The following is a 17,480-nucleotide window of genomic DNA, read 5'->3' as shown; positions in this document are numbered from 1 at the left end:
AGCCATCCGTGCAAGGGAGCGTCGCACGGCGGTCACAGTCAGCGAGTTTCGCATATCCGTCATTAAGGATCGTTTAACCCTGTGGTTCTATTGCGTTAAAGAGGCTGCTCGGAGGCACGGAATCGGTGACGAGCCGCACAAATCAAAGGGTTTTGCTGGGATGCGTGCTGCTGTGCGCCGCAGCATTGCCATATGCCGATTCCTCGCGCCTGAGCGCAGCGGAAAGCCAGCCGCAACCCTCTGTTGCGGTAGCGAATTTTCCAATCGCCTCGGCCGCCCGTCTGGCCGGCGATGGCAAGCAGACCCGCTTCATCCTCGACATCGACCAGACCATTACCTTTCGTGCCGTCACGCTCGCCGACCCCTACCGCGTGGTGGTGGACGTGCCGCAAGTCAATTTTCAGCTGCCCGCCGGTACCGGCAGCGGGGGGCGGGGGCTGGTCAAGGCCTTCCGCTACGGGCTCGTCATGCCCGGCGGCTCGCGAATCGTGTTCGACCTGACCGGGCCGGCGAAGATCGCCAATTCCTACGTGGTCGACGCCGCCAATGGCCAGCCGGCCCGTCTCGTGCTCGAGCTGGAAGAGGTCGATCGCGCCGCCTTTGTGCCCTCGCTCGCCCCCGAAAACCGTCCCGAGCTGAGGCCCGCGATCGCCGAGGCGCCGCCTGCCACGGTTCCAGCCGCGGCGGCTCCGGAAACCGCGCAGCAGAAGGCCGATGGCCGGCCGGTGGTCGTGATCGATCCCGGCCATGGCGGCATCGACAACGGCACGCAATCGAGCGGCGAAAGCGAGAAGAACCTCGTCCTGGCCTTTGGGCTGGCGCTACGCGATAGACTGGAAAAGGCCGGCAAATATCGCGTGGTGATGACGCGGGACGACGACACCTTCATTCCGCTCAATGACCGGACCAAGATCGCCCGCAACCTCAAGGCCGCTTTGTTCGTCTCGATTCATGCCGATGCGCTGCCTCGTGCCGAGGGCGATGCGCAGGGCGCGACCATCTACACGCTCTCCGATAAGGCCTCCGACGCCGAGGCCCAGCGGCTGGCTGACGCCGAGAACCGGGCGGATGCGATCGCCGGCTTCAACCTCGCGGAGGAGCCGACCGACGTCGCCGACATCTTGATCGATCTCACGCAGCGGGAAACCCGCACTTTTTCAAACCGTTTTGCCCGTCTGCTGATGGGAGAAATGAAGTCGACGGTGCGGATGCACAAGCATCCCCTGAAGTCGGCCGGCTTCCGGGTCCTGAAAGCGCCTGACGTGCCTTCGGTGCTGGTCGAGATCGGCTATGTCTCGAACAAGGGTGACCTCGAGCATCTGGTCTCCGAGGGCTGGCGGTCCCGTGCCGTGGGCTCCATGGCGCAGGCGATCGACGGGTTCTTGGCCAAGCGGATGGCCACGGCGGGATCGTCAAATTGACGATCCGGGGATCGTCAAATTGACGACCCGGGGGTCTTCGAACTGAAAGGGTTTTTCCGTCCCGCCGCAAAAGCCCTAGTTTGGCCACAGCGGGCGCTTTATAAAAAAGCCGCAGGGGGTTCCGGAATCGGCGAGAATCCCGTTCGGCAAGCGTCGTTCGGTCCGGCATTGATGTTATTGAGTAAGCCGGTGAATTCGCGACGTGAGGACGGCGCCCGTTTGGGGCGCTTTGGGCTGATCCAGAGTTTGAACGGATAAACAGATAATGCGCTTGCTGGTGCGGTTCATGGGCTTCCTGTTCGCCGCGGGAACAGTGGTGTTCCTTGTCGGTGTCGGGGCCGTGGCAGGCCTGATCTGGCATTTCTCCAAGGACTTGCCGGACTACTCTCAGCTTCAGGATTACGAGCCACCGGTGATGACCCGCGTGCACGCGGTCGACGGTTCGCTGCTCGGCGAATACGCCAAGGAGCGGCGGCTGTATCTGCCGATCCAGGCGGTGCCCAAGCTCGTGATCAACGCGTTCCTGGCGGCCGAGGACAAGAATTTCTACGAGCATGGCGGCATCGACTACACCGGCATGGCGCGCGCAGGTCTGCTTTACATCCAGAACTACGGCTCGAATCGGCGTCCGCAGGGCGCCTCGACCATCACCCAGCAGGTCGCCAAGAACTTCCTTCTGACCAACGAGGTCTCCTTTGCGCGCAAGATCAAGGAAGCTTTGCTGGCGATGCGCATCGAGAAGACCTACTCGAAGGACAAGATCCTCGAGCTGTATCTGAACGAAATCTATCTCGGCCTCGGCGCCTACGGCATCGCGGCGGCGTCGCTGGTCTATTTCGACAAGTCGGTGAACGAGCTTACCGTTGCGGAAGCCGCTTATCTGGCCGCGCTGCCGAAGATGCCGGCGACCCTGCATCCGGTGCGTAACCGCGACCGCGCAATCGAGCGCCGCAACTATGTGATCGACCGTCTCCAGGAGAACGGCTGGATCAAGCAGGCCGATGCCGAGAAGGCGCGCAAGGAGCCGCTCGCCGTCACCAGCCGCTCCAACGGGGCCCACACTTTCGCCGGCGAATATTTCGCCGAGGAAGTCCGCCGCGACATCTTCGAGCGCTATGGCGAGAAGAAGCTGTATGAGGGCGGCCTCTCTGTCCGCACCACGCTCGATCCGAAGATCCAGGTCATGGCGCGCAAGACCATGGTCGCTGGCCTCGTGAACTATGATGAGCAGCAGGGCTATCGTGGTGCCATGAGCAAGCTCGACATTTCGGGCGACTGGGGCGTGAAGCTTGCCGAGATCAAGTCGCTCTCCGACATCTCGCCGTGGCGCATGGCGGTGGTGCTGGAGACCAGCGACCAGTCGGCGCGCATCGGCTTCCAGCCGAGCCGTGAGCTTGGCGGTGCCATCAGCAAGCAGCGCGAGACGGGCATCGTCACGGTCGACGGCGTGCGCTGGGCGCGGGCCACGCAGGGCGGCACAAGGGGCAAGACGCCGACGGCGGTGTCGCAGGTGCTCCAGCCCGGCGACGTCATTTATGCTGATCCGCTCTACAAGGACGGCCAGCCCGTCGAGGGCCAGTACCGGCTGCGTCAGATCCCCGAAGTGTCGGGCGCGATGGTGGTGATGGATCCCTGGACCGGCCGCGTGCTCGCGATGGTCGGCGGCTTTTCGTTCGACCAGAGCCAGTTCAATCGCGCCACGCAGGCCTATCGGCAGCCGGGTTCGTCGTTCAAGCCGATCGTCTATTCGGCCGCGCTCGACAACGGCTATACGCCGTCGACCGTGGTGCTCGACGCGCCAATCGAAATCGATCAGGGCCAGGGCGCCGGCGTGTGGCGGCCTGAAAACTTCTCCTCGGGCAAGTTCCAGGGACCGGTGACGCTGCGCAACGCGCTGCGGCAGTCGCTGAACACCGTGACGGTGCGCCTCGCGCAGGACATCGGCATGCCCCTGATCGGCGAATATGCCCGCCGCTTCGGCGTCTATGACGAGCTGCCGAACTATCTGTCCTACGCGCTCGGCGCCGGCGAAACGACGGCGATGCGCATGGTGACGGCTTACTCGATGCTCGCCAATGGCGGCCGCCGGGTGAAGCCGACCTTGATCGACCGCATCCAGGACCGCTACGGCCGCACCATCTTCAAGCACGACCAGCGCGAATGTCGCGGCTGCGACGCGCCGGGCGGCTGGAAGAATCAGGCCGAGCCGCAGCTGATCGACCGCCGCGAGCAGGTGCTGGATTCCATGACCGCCTATCAGATCACGGAGCTGATGGAAGGCGTGGTGCAGGCCGGTACCGCGACCGTGGTCAAGGAAGTCGGCAAGCCGATCGCCGGTAAGACCGGCACCACCAACGAGGCCAAGGACGCCTGGTTCGTCGGCTTCTCGCCCGACGTCGCCGTCGCCATCTATATGGGCTACGACAAGCCGCGCCCGCTCGGCAAAGGCAATGCCGCGACCGGCGGCCATCTGGCAGCTCCGATCGCGCGCGATTTCCTCAAGCTTGCGCTCGCCGACAAGCCCGCCGTTCCGTTCAAGGTGCCGGCCGGCATCAAGCTCGTGCGCGTTGTCTCCAAGACCGGCATGCGCGCAGGTCCCGGCGAGACCGGCGGAACCATCCTCGAAGCCTTCAAGCCGGGCACGGCGCCGCCGGATAACTATTCGGTCATCGGCGTAGCCGATGCCGATGGGCGCATGCCGGCGTCGCAGCAGCAGCAGCCGGATTCCGGCTTCTTCATGCGGCCAGGCACCGGCGGGCTGTACTAAAGCGCGATGAGATTAGGACGAATCGTCATCGCGCTTTAGGTTGTTGTTTGAGCATGATCTTTTCGGAAAGCCGCTGCGCACTTTTCCGGATCATGCTTTAGCGGATAACGCTGACGTTTGAAGGAGCGGGCGGTTGCGCTTTGGCGCCGCCGCCGTTACATCCCCGTTGCAATCGAATGCGGAACAATTCCGCGACATCAGAGAACGACATGCGCGCCGAAATCGAGCGGTTGGTAGAAGAGATCAAGCAGTCAGTCGGGCTGCTGAGGAGGCATCTTTGACGTCGAGAAATCGACGGCGCGCCTCGCTGAGCTGAACAAGCTCGCAGAAGATCCCGATCTCTGGAACGATCCCCAGAAAGCCCAGAAACTGATGCAGGAGCGCACCTCGCTGGAGGATGCGCTGTCGGGCATCGGCAAGGTCGAGCAGGAACTCGAAGACGATATCGGCATGATCGAGCTCGGCGAGGCCGAGGGCGATGACGGTGTCGTTGCCGAGGCCGAAGCCGCGCTGAAGAACCTCGAGAAGGAGGTGGCGCGGCGCGAGCTCGAGGCGCTGCTGTCGGGCGAGGCCGACCGCTTCGATTCCTATCTCGAAGTCCATGCCGGCGCTGGCGGCACCGAAAGCCAGGACTGGGCGCAGATGCTCTTGCGCATGTACACGCGCTGGGCCGAAACCCACGGCTTCAAGGTCGAATTCCTGGAAGAATCCGAGGGCGAAGAGGCCGGCATCAAGTCGGCGACCATCCAGGTCTCCGGTCACAACGCCTATGGCTGGCTGAAGACCGAAGCGGGTGTGCATCGCCTGGTGCGCATCTCGCCGTTCGACTCCAACGCTCGGCGGCACACCTCATTCTCGAGCGTGCAGGTGTTCCCCGTCATCGACGACAGCATCAAGATCGACATCAAGGAATCCGACGTCCGCACCGACACCATGCGTTCGGGCGGTGCTGGCGGCCAGCACGTCAACAAGACCGAATCCGCGGTGCGCCTGACGCACATTCCGACCGGTGTCGCGGTGGTCTGCCAGGCCGGCCGTTCCCAGCACAAGAACCGGGCGCAGGCCTGGGACATGCTGCGTGCGCGCCTTTACGAGATCGAGCTGAAGAAGCGCGAGGAGAAAGCCGCCGCTGACCAGGCTGCCAAGACCGATATCGGCTGGGGCCACCAGATCCGCTCCTACGTGCTGCAGCCCTACCAGATGGTGAAGGATTTGCGCACGGGGGTGCAGACCTCGGACACATCCGGCGTGCTCAATGGCGAGCTCGACGACTTCATGGCCGCGACGCTGGCGCAGCGCGCCTTCGGCACCACCAGCGGCGACATCGAGGACGTGGACTGATCATGCCCCGCGTCGCCTTCATCGGGCTTGGGCGGATGGGGCACGGCATGGCCGGCCGCTATCTCGATGCCGGCTTTACCGTGACGTTGTGGAATCGCAGGAAGGATAAGGCGGAAGACCTGATCGCCCGCGGCGCGCATTGGGCGACGTCCCCTGAGGATGCCGCGATCGATGCCGACGCGGTCGTGACCATGGTCGCCGATGACGAGGCCTCGCGCGCGGTCTGGCTCGGGCCCAAGGGCGCGGCCAAGACCGCGAAGGCCGGCACCATCGCGATCGAATGCTCGACCGTCTCCTATGACCATGTCCGCGAGATGGGCCGCGAGCTGAACGCGCGTGGGCTCATTTACATCGACTGCCCCGTGACCGGTTTGCCCGATGCGGCCGCTAGCGGAAAGCTGACGCTGCTGGTTGGTGCCAATGCGGCCGATCTCGAGCGCGCGCGGCCTTATCTCGACCCAATCGGCTCAACCATCCGCCATTTCGGCGCGGTCGGCACTGGAACGGTCTACAAGCTCATCAACAATCTGATGGGCGCGATCCAGATCGCCGGCCTTGCCGAGGGCCTTGCGATCGCCGAGCAGGCCGGGCTCGACATGAACCTCGTGCTGGAGTCGATCCAGGCGGGCGTCGCCGCAAGCCCCCAGGTGCAGCGCCACTCCAAGCGCATGGTCGCCCGCGATTTCAGCGGCGCGACCTTCACGTCGGCGCTGCGGCACAAGGATGCCGCCTACGCGGTGAAGCTCGCCGAGAGTCTGCTGGCTGATAAGCCGCTGGTCGCACGTGCCGCGGTCGAGGCCTACGCGCAGGCAAAGGCTGTGCTGCCCGACGATGATGAGGGCAGGATGATCGAGCTGGTGTCGCAGCCGAAGAAGCCGTCGTAGACAAGCGTATCAACATGGGGCCGCCTTGGCCGCTCCATTCATTCCGAGCACCGGTTTTATAAGCCGGGTGCTTCATTCGGAAATCGGGTGGCACTGTCCACCGCAGCGTTCTAGGCGATGGGCTCGGCCGCCGAGGTGAGACGCCATGCCCCCGAACGATAACCGGATCGATGCGCGCGATTGGTCGCTGCTCGCCGTGCTGTCGGTGCTCTGGGGTGGCTCGTTCTTCTTCAACGGAGCAGGCTTACGGGAATTGCCGCCGCTGACGCTGGTATTCCTGCGCGTTGCGCTTGGCGCGGCCATTCTCCTGCCGTTGCTCCGAATGCAGGGGATCGGCTTCCCCACGGGCACGATGGGCTGGAGGCCGTTCGTCGCGATCGGGCTGCTCAACAACGTCATTCCGTTCTCGCTCATCGTGATCGGCCAGACCTTCATTCCGAGTGGGCTGGCCTCGATCCTCAACGCCACCACGCCGCTGTTCACTGTGGTGGTGATGGCGGCGGCAGGCGACGAGACCTTGCAGATGCGTCGCATGGCCGGGGTGGCGCTGGGGCTGCTCGGTGTCATCATCTTGCGCGGATGGGGCTTCGAGACAAGGCCGGGGCATGGGCTCGGTATCCTGCTCTGCCTCGGCGGCGCACTCAGCTATGCCTTTGCGGCACTGGCGGCGCGGCGATTGCTGAAGGACGCAGCTCCGCTGGGCACGGCGACGTTTCAACTGATAGCGTCGACCGTGATGATGGCGGCCGTTGCCGGTGTGGTGGAACAGCCGTGGCGAGTTCCGATGCCGAGCCTCACAACCTGGCTTGCGGTGTTTGGCCTTGCCGGCCTGTCGACGGCGCTCGCCTACATCGTCTTCTTTCAGATCCTGCGGCGCTCGGGCGCGAGCAATGTCATGCTGGTGACGCTGCTCATTCCCGTCACCGCCATCCTTCTGGGATGGCTGGTGCTGGGCGAGCCGATCTCGATGCGTGAGATCGCGGGCGCAATCGTTATCGGCAGCGCGCTGCTTGTGATCGACGGACGCACATTGAGCCTGGTGCGCCGCGTCGCAGAGCGTAAGCTCCCAGTCGGCCACGAGCGCAGCCAGTAGTCAGGGCCGGCTGCCGGCTTTCGCCTTCAGCGCCATGCCGCCGGCGACGCCGACGCCGAGCACGTACATCCAGCCCTCGTGGAAATCGAACAGGTGCGAGTTCAACAGGGAGCTCGTGATGTTCTGCACCACGACGACGAGGCCGATCCATGCGGCGAGGCCTTCGCCCAGAAACAGGCGAAGATGTGCGATCCAGAGGGCGTAGAGCAGGACGACGCCCAGAAGGCCCCATTGCACGGCGACGTTGAGGGTCTGGTTGTGCGGATTGCTGACGACCTCGGCATCGAGGCTGCTTCCGCTTGTGGCGGCGCGCTGGAACTGGCGCTTGATCGAGCCGGTGCCGTGGCCGATCAGGGGCGCCTCGACAAAGGCGTGAAGCGACTTGCGCCAATAGGTCAGCCGCTGCGCCGTCGAGGCGCGGCTGATGTCCTCGTGGCCGTGGCGGTATTCGACGGCGATATCGGTGATGCGCTGGCGCAGATAGGACGACGTCGTCCAGGCCAGCGCGCTCGCGGCGAGCGAGCCTGCGAGCACGAGCAGTGCCGCGCGCCGGCTCAGATGCCTCCAAGCGAACAGGCCCAGCAGCACCGCGATGCAGAGCAGCGCCGTGCGAGCGGACGCGACGAACACCATGTTGGTAGCGAACAGCAGGATCAGCGCCAGGCAGCCGGCTGTCGCAGCCAGGTTTGGGCTGCGCCAGAAGGTCAACGCAGGGAGTGCAAGCGCGAACGCGCAGAGCGTGAATTCCTGACTCTGGTCGATGTAGTTCTTGACGGGAACGCCTGATGACGCCGTCGCGGTGATCTTCCAGCTGGGATCGAGCAGCACGATCCAGGAGAAGACCGCAAGCAGCGCGCAGGAGGCGAGAAAGGCGAGGCAAACCCACAAGCCGCGTTCCGACCGGCTGAAATGATAGAGCAGCGGCGGAATGAGCACGAGCTTTGCCTCTGGCTTGATCGCATGCAGCCGGTCGGCCCATGCGCCGTCCGACCACAGCGTACCGATGAGGGCGAGCAGCAGGAAGGCGAGGGGCAGGGCAAGCGCCGGTCGTGCGAGCCTGCGCGCATAGTCGCGCCAGTCGATGGTCGGCGTGACCGCGAGCAAAAAGAGCCCGACGAAGATCGAAGGCGCCGTGGTCGACCAGGGCAGTGACGCCGCCATCAGCACGGCGAGCATGTCGGCAGCGCGGAACAGCGCGGCGGAATCGCCCAGGGCCTGCCATCGGTCGCGGAAAGTTGGCGGGCTGGCCGGACCGGACCATGCTGCCTGTTCAGCTGTCATCTGGCTGACGTCTACTGTGCTGCGACCAGGCTTTCTCTCGGCATCTCATGACCAAGGAAATCCCGGGCCTGGGTCTCGTAGCCGAAGCGTTCAGTGAGCTCGTGGCGCCTTGCCCGGATCTTGCCGCGCCACTCCTCCTGCCGCGTCAGCACGCGGGTGACGGAGGCTGCGATCGCCTCGGTCGAGAACGGATCGAAATAGTCGGCGAGCTCGCCCGCGACCTCGCGAAAGACAGCAATGTCGGAGCACAGCACCGGCGTGTTCGCGGCCAGCGCTTCGATGATCGGCACGCCGAAACCTTCGGCGAAGCTCGGCATGATCAGGCCGTGCGCCTCCGCGATCAGGGCCGCCTTCTCGTGCTCGTCGACATAGCCGGCGAAGCGGACGTTCGGCGGCAGATTGCGCATCCGGCTGATCTCGCCAGCATAGCCGATCACGACGAGATCGGCGTGGGGTACGCCGCGGAAGGCGCGGACGACGGTGGCGACGTTCTTGCGCGGCTCGTTCGAAACGATGACGACGAAGCTCGGCCGCCCCGGACGCCCCGACGGGGCTGGCAGGTGCAGGACATCCGGGGCGTCGAACCGGGTGCGGGGATACACGACCCGCGCCGGCAGGTGCGCAAATTGCGGCAACAGTTCCCTGAACCGCATCATGCTATAGTTTGAAACAAAGGCGAGCTCGTCGGCCTGGCGCAGGCTGGTGAGTAGCCGCGACAGGAACAGCCGTGTTGCGACGTCGCTGAGCTTGAGGTCGGTGAGCGGCAACAAATCGTGGACGACGCAGATCACCTTGGCGTCGGGCCTACGCCTGATCGCAACCCTCGTCGGCGTATCCACGACGATGACGTCGTAGTCGCGCGCGTCCACCCGCGGTGGCGGCAGCAGGAAGAACGCCGAGGAGTCCTGATAGCTGTAGAAGCCGGGCTCGAGCTGAAAGTCGCGGAACAGCTCGAGATGGCGCAGGTCCGGCGGGACGTATTCGAGCGCCTCGGTCCTGTTCTCGATCAGCCGGGCGTCCAGGCCGCGCAAGCCGACGGCGCGAAGGAAGCAGACGATGTAGTCCCACGACACCGACATGGTGGCCTTGTGGCGGATCCAGTCGAGCGTGCGCCGCAGTCCGCCGCGCACGACCGGCTCGCCCATGTTGACCTCATCGAGAAAGCGGTAGAGCGCGAGCAGCTCTATGTTGCGCGACTGCGCCGGAAAGAGTTTGGTGCGTCGCTCGCGCCGGTGCAGCTTGCGATAGCGCCGCGTGGTCTCGACCAGCAGCGTCAGCTCGTGCCCCTCGGCCGCGAGCGAGCGCATCAATTCACGCGTGAAGTGGAAGATGCCGCGCTTGTGGTTGGGCTCGCCGAGTGCTTCGGACACGACAAGGATGTTCTGCTTCATGCACGTTTCTCGCGGAGCTCGAAGGTGTGGGTGGCCGGTGGGGTGACCGTGACGGTCGAGGCGACGCGGCCGTGATCGAGATTGATGATGCTGGTGCAGGTACGGCGCAGCAGCGGCTGGTCGTGCGAGGCGATGATCACGATTGCCGCCTGCGATACGAGGTTCAGCAGCCGCTGCTGGGCCTTCTCCGCAAAGTGCTCATCGACGACGCTGAGCCATTCGTCGAGCAGGAGGATATCGGCAGGAAACGCCGTGGCGGTCGCAAACAGCACCCGCATCAGCATGCCCGAGGAGAACATCCGCAGCGGCAGCCGCTGCATGCGTGCCTCGAGCTCGGTGAAGGCCCAGATCTCGTCGATCACGCGGCGGGTCGGCTTGCGGCCGCTGATCCGCAGCAGCAGCGCGATGTTATCTTCCGCGACGAAATCCAGATTGACGCCCGCGTTGAGGCCGAGCAGCGGCACGACGTTGCCTTGAATTGCGATGTTGCCACTGCTCGGCGGATAGACGCCGGCGATCAGCCGCAGCAGCGTCGATTTGCCGGAGCCGTTGGGGCCGGCAAGCCCGATGCGGGCGCCGGCTTCGGCCTCGATCGTGACGTTATCGACGGCGCGGATGATCCGCATCTCGCCCGGCTCGCGAATGAGATGGCCGAGCAGCCGCCGTTTCAGCGAATAGTCGTAGGCACCGTAGAGCGGATAGTCGAGACAGACGTTGCGAAGGCTGATCGAAACCATGCGTCAGATCCAGAATGCAGCTTTGCGCAGATGGACCAGCGTCAGCACGCTCGCGCAGATCAGGAGCGCCAACGCGACGAGGACATAGACGATGCTGACGGGATCGACATGGCCACCCGCCAGCGGCTCGCGCCACACCGCGAACAGATGCGTCAGCGGATTGATCCGCATCACCGTCGAGCGGTGGTTGATCATCTCTGACGACCAGATCACGGGCGAGGCGAGAAAGGCGAGCATCATGGTGGATTCGATGATCGGCTTGAGGTCGCGATAGCGCGTTGCCATCGCACCGAGAACGAGGCTCAGGGCGAAAGTGCAGACCACGAACAGCAGGAGGCCCGGCAGCGCTGCCATCGCGTGAGAGAGATCATGGCGGGACAGGATGAGCCACAGGAGTAGCGGCACGCAGGCGTTATGGAGAGCGAACAGCGCCTGGCGGAACGTGCATTGCAGCAGGAAGATCACCGGCGGCAGCGCCCGGTCGCGGATCAGGCTCGCGGAGTTCTGCAGCGCCGTGGTGGCATCGAGCACCACGCTGTTGAGGAAGGTCCAGGCCGTCATCGACAGCGCCAGCATGGGCAGGCGCGACAGCACGTCGGCGTTCGACATCTGCCCGATCACCGAGCCCAGCACCGCGACCACGATCGCCATCTGGAGCGACATCCAAAACGGGCCGAGCAGCGAGCGCACATAGCGGTGTCGCATGTCGGACCAGGCCAGCGCCGCCGCGATCCGGACGGTGTCCACCCACCCCGTCGCCTGCGGCGGATCGGCAATCGCCGATCGCTCCTCGCTCGGTGCGGCGATGGCCTCGCGGTAGACGGTCTCCATGCCTTGCTTGAAGGCCGTGGCCGAATAGCGGGTGAGGGCGCGCGTGCGCGCCGATAGTCCCATGCGGCGGCGGCGCTCGGGATCGCGGATCAGGGTGTCGATGGCCTCGCCCAGCTTCGCGGCGTCGCCGGGCGGCACTGTGATCGCCTCCATGCCGTGGCGGGCGACGCGCGGCACGGCGGTGTCGAGCGCCGTATTCACGACCGGGCGGCCGGCGGCCATGGCTTCCAGCTGGACGAGGCCGAACGTCTCAGCATTGGTCACCGATGGCATCACGAAGACGTCGGCGAGGCACATCAACTTGATGCGCTCGCAATCGTTGACCGAGCCGAGCAGGCGGACGCGATCACCGAGTCCGAGCTCGTGGATCAATTGCTCGAGCCGCGGCCGCTCGGTGCCCTCGCCGATGATCCAGACCTCGAAATTGTGTGCGGCGGCGGCGCGGATCAGCACGTCGAAACCCTTGTAGGGCACCAGCCGGCCGCAGGCCAGCACGAGTCGGCCGCGATCGTTGATGTGGTGCGGCTCGATCTTCGGCCAGTCATAGCCAGAGGTGTCGATGCCGAATGGCACGACGTGGCATTTGTCCTCGAATTCGCGCAGCAATGGCGTGTTGTCGACCAGCACGTGGTCCGAGACGATGATCGCCTTGGCGCGGCGCAAGGTCCGCCGCATCAGGGGCTCGATGAACCAGCGCAGGCCGGCATGGGTGACGATGTCGGCGTGCCAGTGCACCACCAGCGGCCGCTTGGCACCGAATCCGAAGGCAAAGACAAGGTCGGCGAGCGGGAAGGGGGCGTGGAGAGCGAGCAGATCGTGCGCGGCGATCTTGCGCCACAGCCGCCAGGGATAGGTGGGAGCGGCGGGCAGCGACAACAGATTGCCGAACGAGCGGACGCGTTCGACCGGGACGTCATTGACGATGATCTCGCGCCGTTCGGCCGATTGCGAGCAGACCAGCACGGCGGAGGCGAAGGCATCTTTCAAGCTCGCGCAGATGTCGCGGATCACCGTGAGCGTGCCGCCGAACAGGTCGGGATAATAGACCTTGAAGATGTGCAGCACCGACGGGCGGCGCGGGGTTTCGTGGATGTGATGCATGACGGTGGTCAGCCTGCGAGAAGCGCGGCAAGGAACGGTGCGGCCAGCACCGCAATGAAGATCGCGCCGCGCAGCAGCGCCGGCAGCATCGGCTCGATCGCGCCATGCCCCCAATCGGGAGCCGGCATAGCAGGCGGTGAAGTGGAAATGCGGACCAAGCGGTCAACCATGGGTTTTAAGTCCCTCTACGTCGCGCCCTCAGTGGTGGGGCTCGTATATGTGGGAAAATTTACCACGTCAATCGGCCTAGTGGAAAAAAGTGGGATTGTGTCCCACGTAGGGCATCGGTACAATTCAGACATGAATGCCAAGTCCGGGTCCAAGGAGGCTGACAAGTCGGCCGACAAGCCGATGGCGCCGCAGCCGAATGCCGCCGGGAAGCTGCACGCGCCTCTGGCGCGGCTGCTGCGCCCGCTCGTGCGGCTGTGCATCCGCAGTGGCATGACCTTCCCGGCGCTGGCGCAGCTGCTTCGCGAGCTTTTCGTCAACGTCGCCGAGCACGATTTCGCGCTGGAAGGAAAAGAGCAGACCGATAGCCGGGTCAGCCTGCTCACCGGCATCCATCGCAAGGAGGTGGCGCGGCTGCGCGGCGCCGGCGCACCCGTGCACGAGGCGCCGGCGGCGGTATCGCTGACCAGTGCGGTGATCGCGCGCTGGCTTGCCGCGCCGGAATTCACCGATGCCAAGGGCGAGCCGCTGGCTTTGCCGCGCACAGCCGAGGGCGATGCGCCCTCGTTCGAGCAACTCGTCGCCTCCGTCACCAAGGACGTGCGCCCGCGCGCGGTGCTCGACGAATGGATCGACCGCAAGCTCGTCACCATCAACGACGCCGACGAAATCGAGCTGGTCGAGGCCGCCTTCGTTCCGAGCGGCGAGGACGACGGCAAATGGCACTATCTCGGCCGCAATCTGCACGACCATATCGCGGCCGCCGCGGAAAACGTCTCTGGGGCGCCACGCTTCCTCGAACGCGCGGTGCACTACAACAACATCTCGCCGAAGCTGGCACGGAAGCTCGAGGCGCGCTCGCGCGAGCTTGCCATGGACGCGCTGAAAACGGCCAACCGCGAGGCCAACCGGGCTCTCGCCAAGGACAAGGGCGGCAACGCGCGCTGGAATTTCGGCCTCTACATCTACAGCGAAGATGCCGATGAGGAGGGCGGGACGAAGGAGGGCGGCAAAGACGGTGGCAAAGAGGGCGCTTCGACATGAGCCGGCCGCCACTCATCTCCCGCCGCCTGCTGCTGATGGGATTTTGGCTCGCCGGCACGGGCCTCGCCCGTGCGCAGGTCAAGCGCGGCACCGATCAGGGCATCGGCGGCACCGGGATCACGCGCGGCGATGATCACGGCATCGGCGGCACCGGCATCGTCGGCGTGATCCAGCGTTTCGGCAGCATCTACGTCAACGGCCAGCGCGTCACCTATGCGAGCGACGTTCCGGTCCGGATCGACGGTGAAGCGGCTAGCGCCAAGGCGCTGCGCATCGGCCAGCTCGCGCGCGTGGTTGCGACCCGTCAGGCCGACGGCACGCTCGTCACGCGCAACATCACGATCGCGAGCGAGGTCTCCGGTCCGATCGAGCAGGTGAAGGGCAACGAGCTGACAGTGCTCGGTCAGAAGATCGTTGCCGGCGACAAGGAGAGCAAGCTCCGTACGGGCACGCAGGTCGCCGTCTACGGCTTGCGCCGTACCGACGGGGTCATCGTCGCAAGCCTGGTCGAGCCGCGGCGCGATGCGGCCGCGCGCGTGACGGGTCTGGTCGAGCGCGGGCCGGACGGCTTGCGAATCGGCGGGTTGAAGCTGAACGGCGTCGATCCCTTGCTCGTCGGCCAGCGCGTCCAGATCGAGGGCAGCGCGAGCCAGGGCGCGATGCAGGCAGCGCGCACGCGGATCGACGATTTCTCGGATCTCGTCGGCGCGAGCCGCCTGTCGGTCGAGGCCTATGTGCAGCGGATGGGATCGAACCTCCAGCTCGGCTCCGGGCTCATCGCCCATGATAGCTCGCGCTTCGGGCCAGCCGCCGGCGAAGCGCGCATGGTGGTCAACGGCGTGTTCGATCGCTCGCGCGGCCTTCAGCTCGATTCGGCGCGCGCGGTCGGCCAATTTCCGGGATCGCCGGGGCAGGTGCCCGGCGGAGCAGGCCAGCCCGGGCGCTCGCCGGGCGGCTCGATCCTGCATCCAAATCGCGGCACCGCAACGCCCGGTGGCGGCCAGCCCGGTGCACCGGGCGCGCCTGCGCCGGGGGCGAGCCCTGGCGCGCCGTCCGGCCCGGCGCCGACAGGACCGGGTGGCCCGTCAAGTCCCGGCGGTCTGGGTGCACCCGGCGGGTCCATGGGGCCAGGGGGAGGAATGGGAGGTGGTTTCGGCGGTCCCGGAGGCGGGATGGGCGGTGGCCGGCGCTAAGGCAAGAGAGAAGCGCGGGTTTAGCCCGCGCTGAGCCGCACGCCAGCGCGCAAAAATTTCTGCGGATCGACCGCTTCGCCCTCGATGCGGGTCTCATAATGCAAATGCGGACCAGTGGAACGGCCGGTCGAACCGACGAGACCGACCACTTGGCCAATCTTCACGACCTCGCCGACCCTGACGTTGATCTCGGAGAGATGGCCATAGCGGGTCGAAAGCCCGTTGCCGTGGTCGACCTCGACCATGCGGCCGTAGCCGCCGGACCAGCCGGCGGAGACCACCTTGCCGTTGGCGGTGACGCGAACGGGATCGCCAGTGGCGGCGCGGAAGTCGAGCCCGGTATGCATCGCGGGCCGGCTGAGGAACGGATCGCTGCGCACGCCAAAGCCGGAGGTGAATTCGACCTCGCCGATGACGGGCTTGCGATAGGGCACCAACGCCAGCGTGCGATTGAGGCGGTCCAACTCGGTGCGCGTGGTGTTGAGGCGGTAGAGCTGCTTCTCGAACGGCCCGGCGTTGGACGTCAGTTTGACGGGTACGAAAGGCCCGCCCATCGCGGTGCGCGGTACGGCGGCTTCGAGACTGGCGAGGTTGAGGCCGAGATCGCTGACGACGCCGCGCATCCGGCGCATGCGTGAATCCATGCCTTCCTCGACGGCGTTGAGCGCCGCCATCTGGCGCCGCTCGACCTGATCAAGCGAGGTCGTGAGCCGGACCAGGACGTTGTCGAAGCCCTGGTTCTTGGCGAATTGGCTGGTCGGCGGCGCCGCGACCGTCGGCGCGCGCGATTCGAGCCGCGCTTCGCGATCCGGCGGGGCCACGAAGATCACGGTGTCGCTGATCGGCGACGGCTTCGGCGTGCCCTGCGTTGCGTTCTGGCCGGCGTCACCACGCTGCGGTGTCGAGCGCGGGATCGATCCGGTCACGTCCGGCATGGCGCCGAGCGCCGTGGCCCGGGACTCCAGCGCCGTCTGGCGCTTCATGATCTGGTCGAGCTTCTGGTCGAACTGCTCCTGATCGAGCAGCTGCCGGCTGGTGGTGCGGTCGACCTTGGCCCGCAGTTCGGCGATACGGTCCTCATAGGCGTACTGCATCTCGGCCTGGCGGGCGATCAGCCGGGTCAGAACGTCGTCGCGGAAGGCGAAATAGGTGGCGGTCGCGGCCGACCACAGCCCGAGCAGCACCACCGTGCCGACCACGATCCAGAACACCACGGGTCCGAAGCGGACCTGCTTGCCGGCATGGACGATGGTGTAGGCGTCGTCGGTGGCGGGAAGGGGAATCGCAACCGCTGTCGCGGCGGCGGTAGGACGGCGATGGAAGGCCCTTCCGTGGTCGTGAGGATGATGTTGGGGGAGCTGCGAGTATTGGGCAGGACTTTTCGACATCGGCACTCCCGCGCCGGTCGGATGAGTCCGTAACGGCCTAATTGCCGCAGCAATCTGGGCCGGTCATGGTTAATTTTCCGGAAACGGGAACATTCGAATTTAAAGGACTGGTTAAAGACTTCTTGCCGCTGCCAGCACCTCATCGGCATGGCCGTCGACCCGGACATTGCGCCAGACCCTGGCCACTCTACCATCGCCCCCGACCAGTACCGTGGTGCGAAGAATTCCAAGGAAGCTTTTGCCATACATGGACTTTTCGCCCCAGGCGCCATACGCCTCCAGCATCTCATGCGTCTCATCCGAGATGAGGGGCATTGCGAGCTTGTGCTTGTCGCGGAACTTCTCCTGGGCCTTTAACGGGTCGGCGGAGATACCGAGCACGGCGGTGCCGGCAGCCGTAAAGGCGTCCGCCAGCCGGGTGAAATCGATGGCCTCCCTGGTACAGCCGGGCGTGTCGGCGCGGGGATAGAAGAACAGCACGAGCTTTTGGCCAGCGTAGTCCGTAAGCGTGACCACGTCGCCGCCGTCGCGCGGCAGGCGGAAGGCGGGAGCCTTCTGACCCTCGGTCAAGGCGGCCTTCGCCGCCCCGGGCGATTTGGAGGAATTTAACTGTTTCGATGCGGCCTTATGTGATCCTGCTTTTGCTGCTGTCTTGGTTGATTTGCTCGCCGGCGTCCGCTGTGTTTTCGCGGATCTTGTTTGAGTCGTTGCCCGCGTTTTCAGGGTCTTCTTTTTGGCCGTCGGACTGCCGGAGGGCGTTTTGGACGATTTCTTTTGGGATTTCTTGGACATACGCCTTCCTTTCGTCGCTTTCGGCAGGTCAACCAAAGCGGTATTGCA

14 protein-coding genes are annotated in these 17,480 nt (G+C 65.3%); 7 read left to right on the top strand and 7 right to left on the bottom strand.

Going from position 1 to position 17,480, the window contains the following annotated elements; all coding sequences use genetic code 11:
* The first annotated feature begins 125 nt into the window (after positions 1 to 125).
* The 5 genes from ACR9YP_RS26475 (at position 126) to ACR9YP_RS26455 (ending at position 7,506) form a co-directional block, all read left to right on the top strand.
* Positions 126 to 1,421 (top strand): N-acetylmuramoyl-L-alanine amidase, encoded by a 1,296-nt coding sequence (locus ACR9YP_RS26475; protein ID WP_474217546.1) that lies wholly within the window; start codon positions 126 to 128, stop codon positions 1,419 to 1,421.
* A gap of 265 nt (positions 1,422 to 1,686) precedes the next feature.
* Positions 1,687 to 4,188 (top strand): penicillin-binding protein 1A, encoded by a 2,502-nt coding sequence (locus tag ACR9YP_RS26470; RefSeq protein WP_091888011.1) that lies wholly within the window; start codon positions 1,687 to 1,689, stop codon positions 4,186 to 4,188.
* Positions 4,189 to 4,397: 209 nt separating this feature from the next.
* Positions 4,398 to 5,529 (top strand): peptide chain release factor 2 gene (gene prfB, locus ACR9YP_RS26465; protein ID WP_474217545.1). Its coding sequence is split into 2 segments (ribosomal slippage): positions 4,398 to 4,466 and positions 4,468 to 5,529, totalling 1,131 coding nucleotides; the frame shifts between segments, so codons are not numbered across the junction.
* Positions 5,430 to 6,413, top strand: coding sequence for an NAD(P)-dependent oxidoreductase (locus ACR9YP_RS26460; protein WP_474221118.1), 984 nt, complete (start codon positions 5,430 to 5,432; stop codon positions 6,411 to 6,413). The genes prfB and ACR9YP_RS26460 overlap by 100 nt, the downstream gene beginning before the upstream one ends.
* A 145-nt stretch (positions 6,414 to 6,558) precedes the next feature.
* Complete coding sequence (locus ACR9YP_RS26455) at positions 6,559 to 7,506, top strand: DMT family transporter (protein ID WP_474217544.1); 948 nt, start codon at positions 6,559 to 6,561, stop codon at positions 7,504 to 7,506.
* Here ACR9YP_RS26455 and ACR9YP_RS26450 read toward each other — a convergent pair whose 3' ends face one another.
* From ACR9YP_RS26450 to ACR9YP_RS26430, 5 genes are read right to left on the bottom strand one after another with little or no spacing between them, the layout of a single operon-like run.
* Positions 7,507 to 8,787 (bottom strand): O-antigen ligase family protein, encoded by a 1,281-nt coding sequence (locus tag ACR9YP_RS26450; RefSeq protein WP_474217543.1) that lies wholly within the window; start codon positions 8,785 to 8,787, stop codon positions 7,507 to 7,509.
* Between the two features lie 11 nt (positions 8,788 to 8,798).
* Positions 8,799 to 10,178 carry a glycosyltransferase family 4 protein gene (locus tag ACR9YP_RS26445; RefSeq protein WP_474217542.1) on the bottom strand — a complete coding sequence of 460 codons (1,380 nt, stop codon included), beginning with the start codon at positions 10,176 to 10,178 and terminating at the stop codon, positions 8,799 to 8,801.
* Positions 10,175 to 10,915: an ABC transporter ATP-binding protein gene (locus ACR9YP_RS26440; protein ID WP_474217541.1), complete on the bottom strand. Its 741-nt coding sequence runs from the start codon at positions 10,913 to 10,915 to the stop codon at positions 10,175 to 10,177. The genes ACR9YP_RS26445 and ACR9YP_RS26440 overlap by 4 nt, the downstream gene beginning before the upstream one ends.
* 3 nt (positions 10,916 to 10,918) lie before the next feature.
* On the bottom strand, positions 10,919 to 12,847 hold the full coding sequence (locus ACR9YP_RS26435) for a glycosyltransferase (RefSeq protein ID WP_474217540.1): 1,929 nt from the start codon (positions 12,845 to 12,847) through the stop codon (positions 10,919 to 10,921).
* Positions 12,848 to 12,855: 8 nt separating this feature from the next.
* Positions 12,856 to 13,017 carry a hypothetical protein gene (locus ACR9YP_RS26430; RefSeq protein WP_438108626.1) on the bottom strand — a complete coding sequence of 54 codons (162 nt, stop codon included), beginning with the start codon at positions 13,015 to 13,017 and terminating at the stop codon, positions 12,856 to 12,858.
* Between the two features lie 130 nt (positions 13,018 to 13,147).
* On the opposite strand from ACR9YP_RS26430, the gene ACR9YP_RS26425 reads away from it, so the two are divergent.
* Together ACR9YP_RS26425 and ACR9YP_RS26420 are read left to right on the top strand one after the other, a co-directional pair.
* Positions 13,148 to 14,059 (top strand): DUF6502 family protein, encoded by a 912-nt coding sequence (locus tag ACR9YP_RS26425; protein WP_474217539.1) that lies wholly within the window; start codon positions 13,148 to 13,150, stop codon positions 14,057 to 14,059.
* On the top strand, positions 14,056 to 15,252 hold the full coding sequence (locus tag ACR9YP_RS26420; RefSeq protein ID WP_474217538.1) for a DUF5666 domain-containing protein: 1,197 nt from the start codon (positions 14,056 to 14,058) through the stop codon (positions 15,250 to 15,252). The genes ACR9YP_RS26425 and ACR9YP_RS26420 overlap by 4 nt, the downstream gene beginning before the upstream one ends.
* 20 nt (positions 15,253 to 15,272) lie before the next feature.
* Here the strand turns inward: ACR9YP_RS26420 and ACR9YP_RS26415 are convergent, their stop codons facing one another.
* Together ACR9YP_RS26415 and ACR9YP_RS26410 are read right to left on the bottom strand one after the other, a co-directional pair.
* On the bottom strand, positions 15,273 to 16,640 hold the full coding sequence (locus ACR9YP_RS26415; RefSeq protein WP_474217537.1) for a M23 family metallopeptidase: 1,368 nt from the start codon (positions 16,638 to 16,640) through the stop codon (positions 15,273 to 15,275).
* Positions 16,641 to 16,751: 111 nt separating this feature from the next.
* Positions 16,752 to 17,432, bottom strand: coding sequence for a peroxiredoxin (locus ACR9YP_RS26410; protein WP_474217536.1), 681 nt, complete (start codon positions 17,430 to 17,432; stop codon positions 16,752 to 16,754).
* Positions 17,433 to 17,480: the final 48 nt, after the last annotated feature.

The organism is Bradyrhizobium sp. BR14999 (genome assembly GCF_056106085.1).
The sequence above is the reverse complement of the archived record's forward strand: the minus strand, read 5'-3'. Positions and strand labels throughout refer to the sequence as shown.

Coding starts and splice junctions, on each gene's coding strand:
- ACR9YP_RS26470 (WP_091888011.1), top strand. CDS start 1,687: ATGCGCTTGCTGGTGCGGTTCATGGGCTTCCTGTTCGCCGCGGGAACA.
- ACR9YP_RS26455 (WP_474217544.1), top strand. CDS start 6,559: ATGCCCCCGAACGATAACCGGATCGATGCGCGCGATTGGTCGCTGCTC.
- ACR9YP_RS26450 (WP_474217543.1), bottom strand. CDS start 8,787: ATGACAGCTGAACAGGCAGCATGGTCCGGTCCGGCCAGCCCGCCAACT.
- ACR9YP_RS26445 (WP_474217542.1), bottom strand. CDS start 10,178: ATGAAGCAGAACATCCTTGTCGTGTCCGAAGCACTCGGCGAGCCCAAC.
- ACR9YP_RS26440 (WP_474217541.1), bottom strand. CDS start 10,915: ATGGTTTCGATCAGCCTTCGCAACGTCTGTCTCGACTATCCGCTCTAC.
- ACR9YP_RS26435 (WP_474217540.1), bottom strand. CDS start 12,847: ATGCATCACATCCACGAAACCCCGCGCCGCCCGTCGGTGCTGCACATC.
- ACR9YP_RS26430 (WP_438108626.1), bottom strand. CDS start 13,017: ATGGTTGACCGCTTGGTCCGCATTTCCACTTCACCGCCTGCTATGCCG.
- ACR9YP_RS26425 (WP_474217539.1), top strand. CDS start 13,148: ATGAATGCCAAGTCCGGGTCCAAGGAGGCTGACAAGTCGGCCGACAAG.
- ACR9YP_RS26420 (WP_474217538.1), top strand. CDS start 14,056: ATGAGCCGGCCGCCACTCATCTCCCGCCGCCTGCTGCTGATGGGATTT.
- ACR9YP_RS26415 (WP_474217537.1), bottom strand. CDS start 16,640: ATGTCGAAAAGTCCTGCCCAATACTCGCAGCTCCCCCAACATCATCCT.
- ACR9YP_RS26410 (WP_474217536.1), bottom strand. CDS start 17,432: ATGTCCAAGAAATCCCAAAAGAAATCGTCCAAAACGCCCTCCGGCAGT.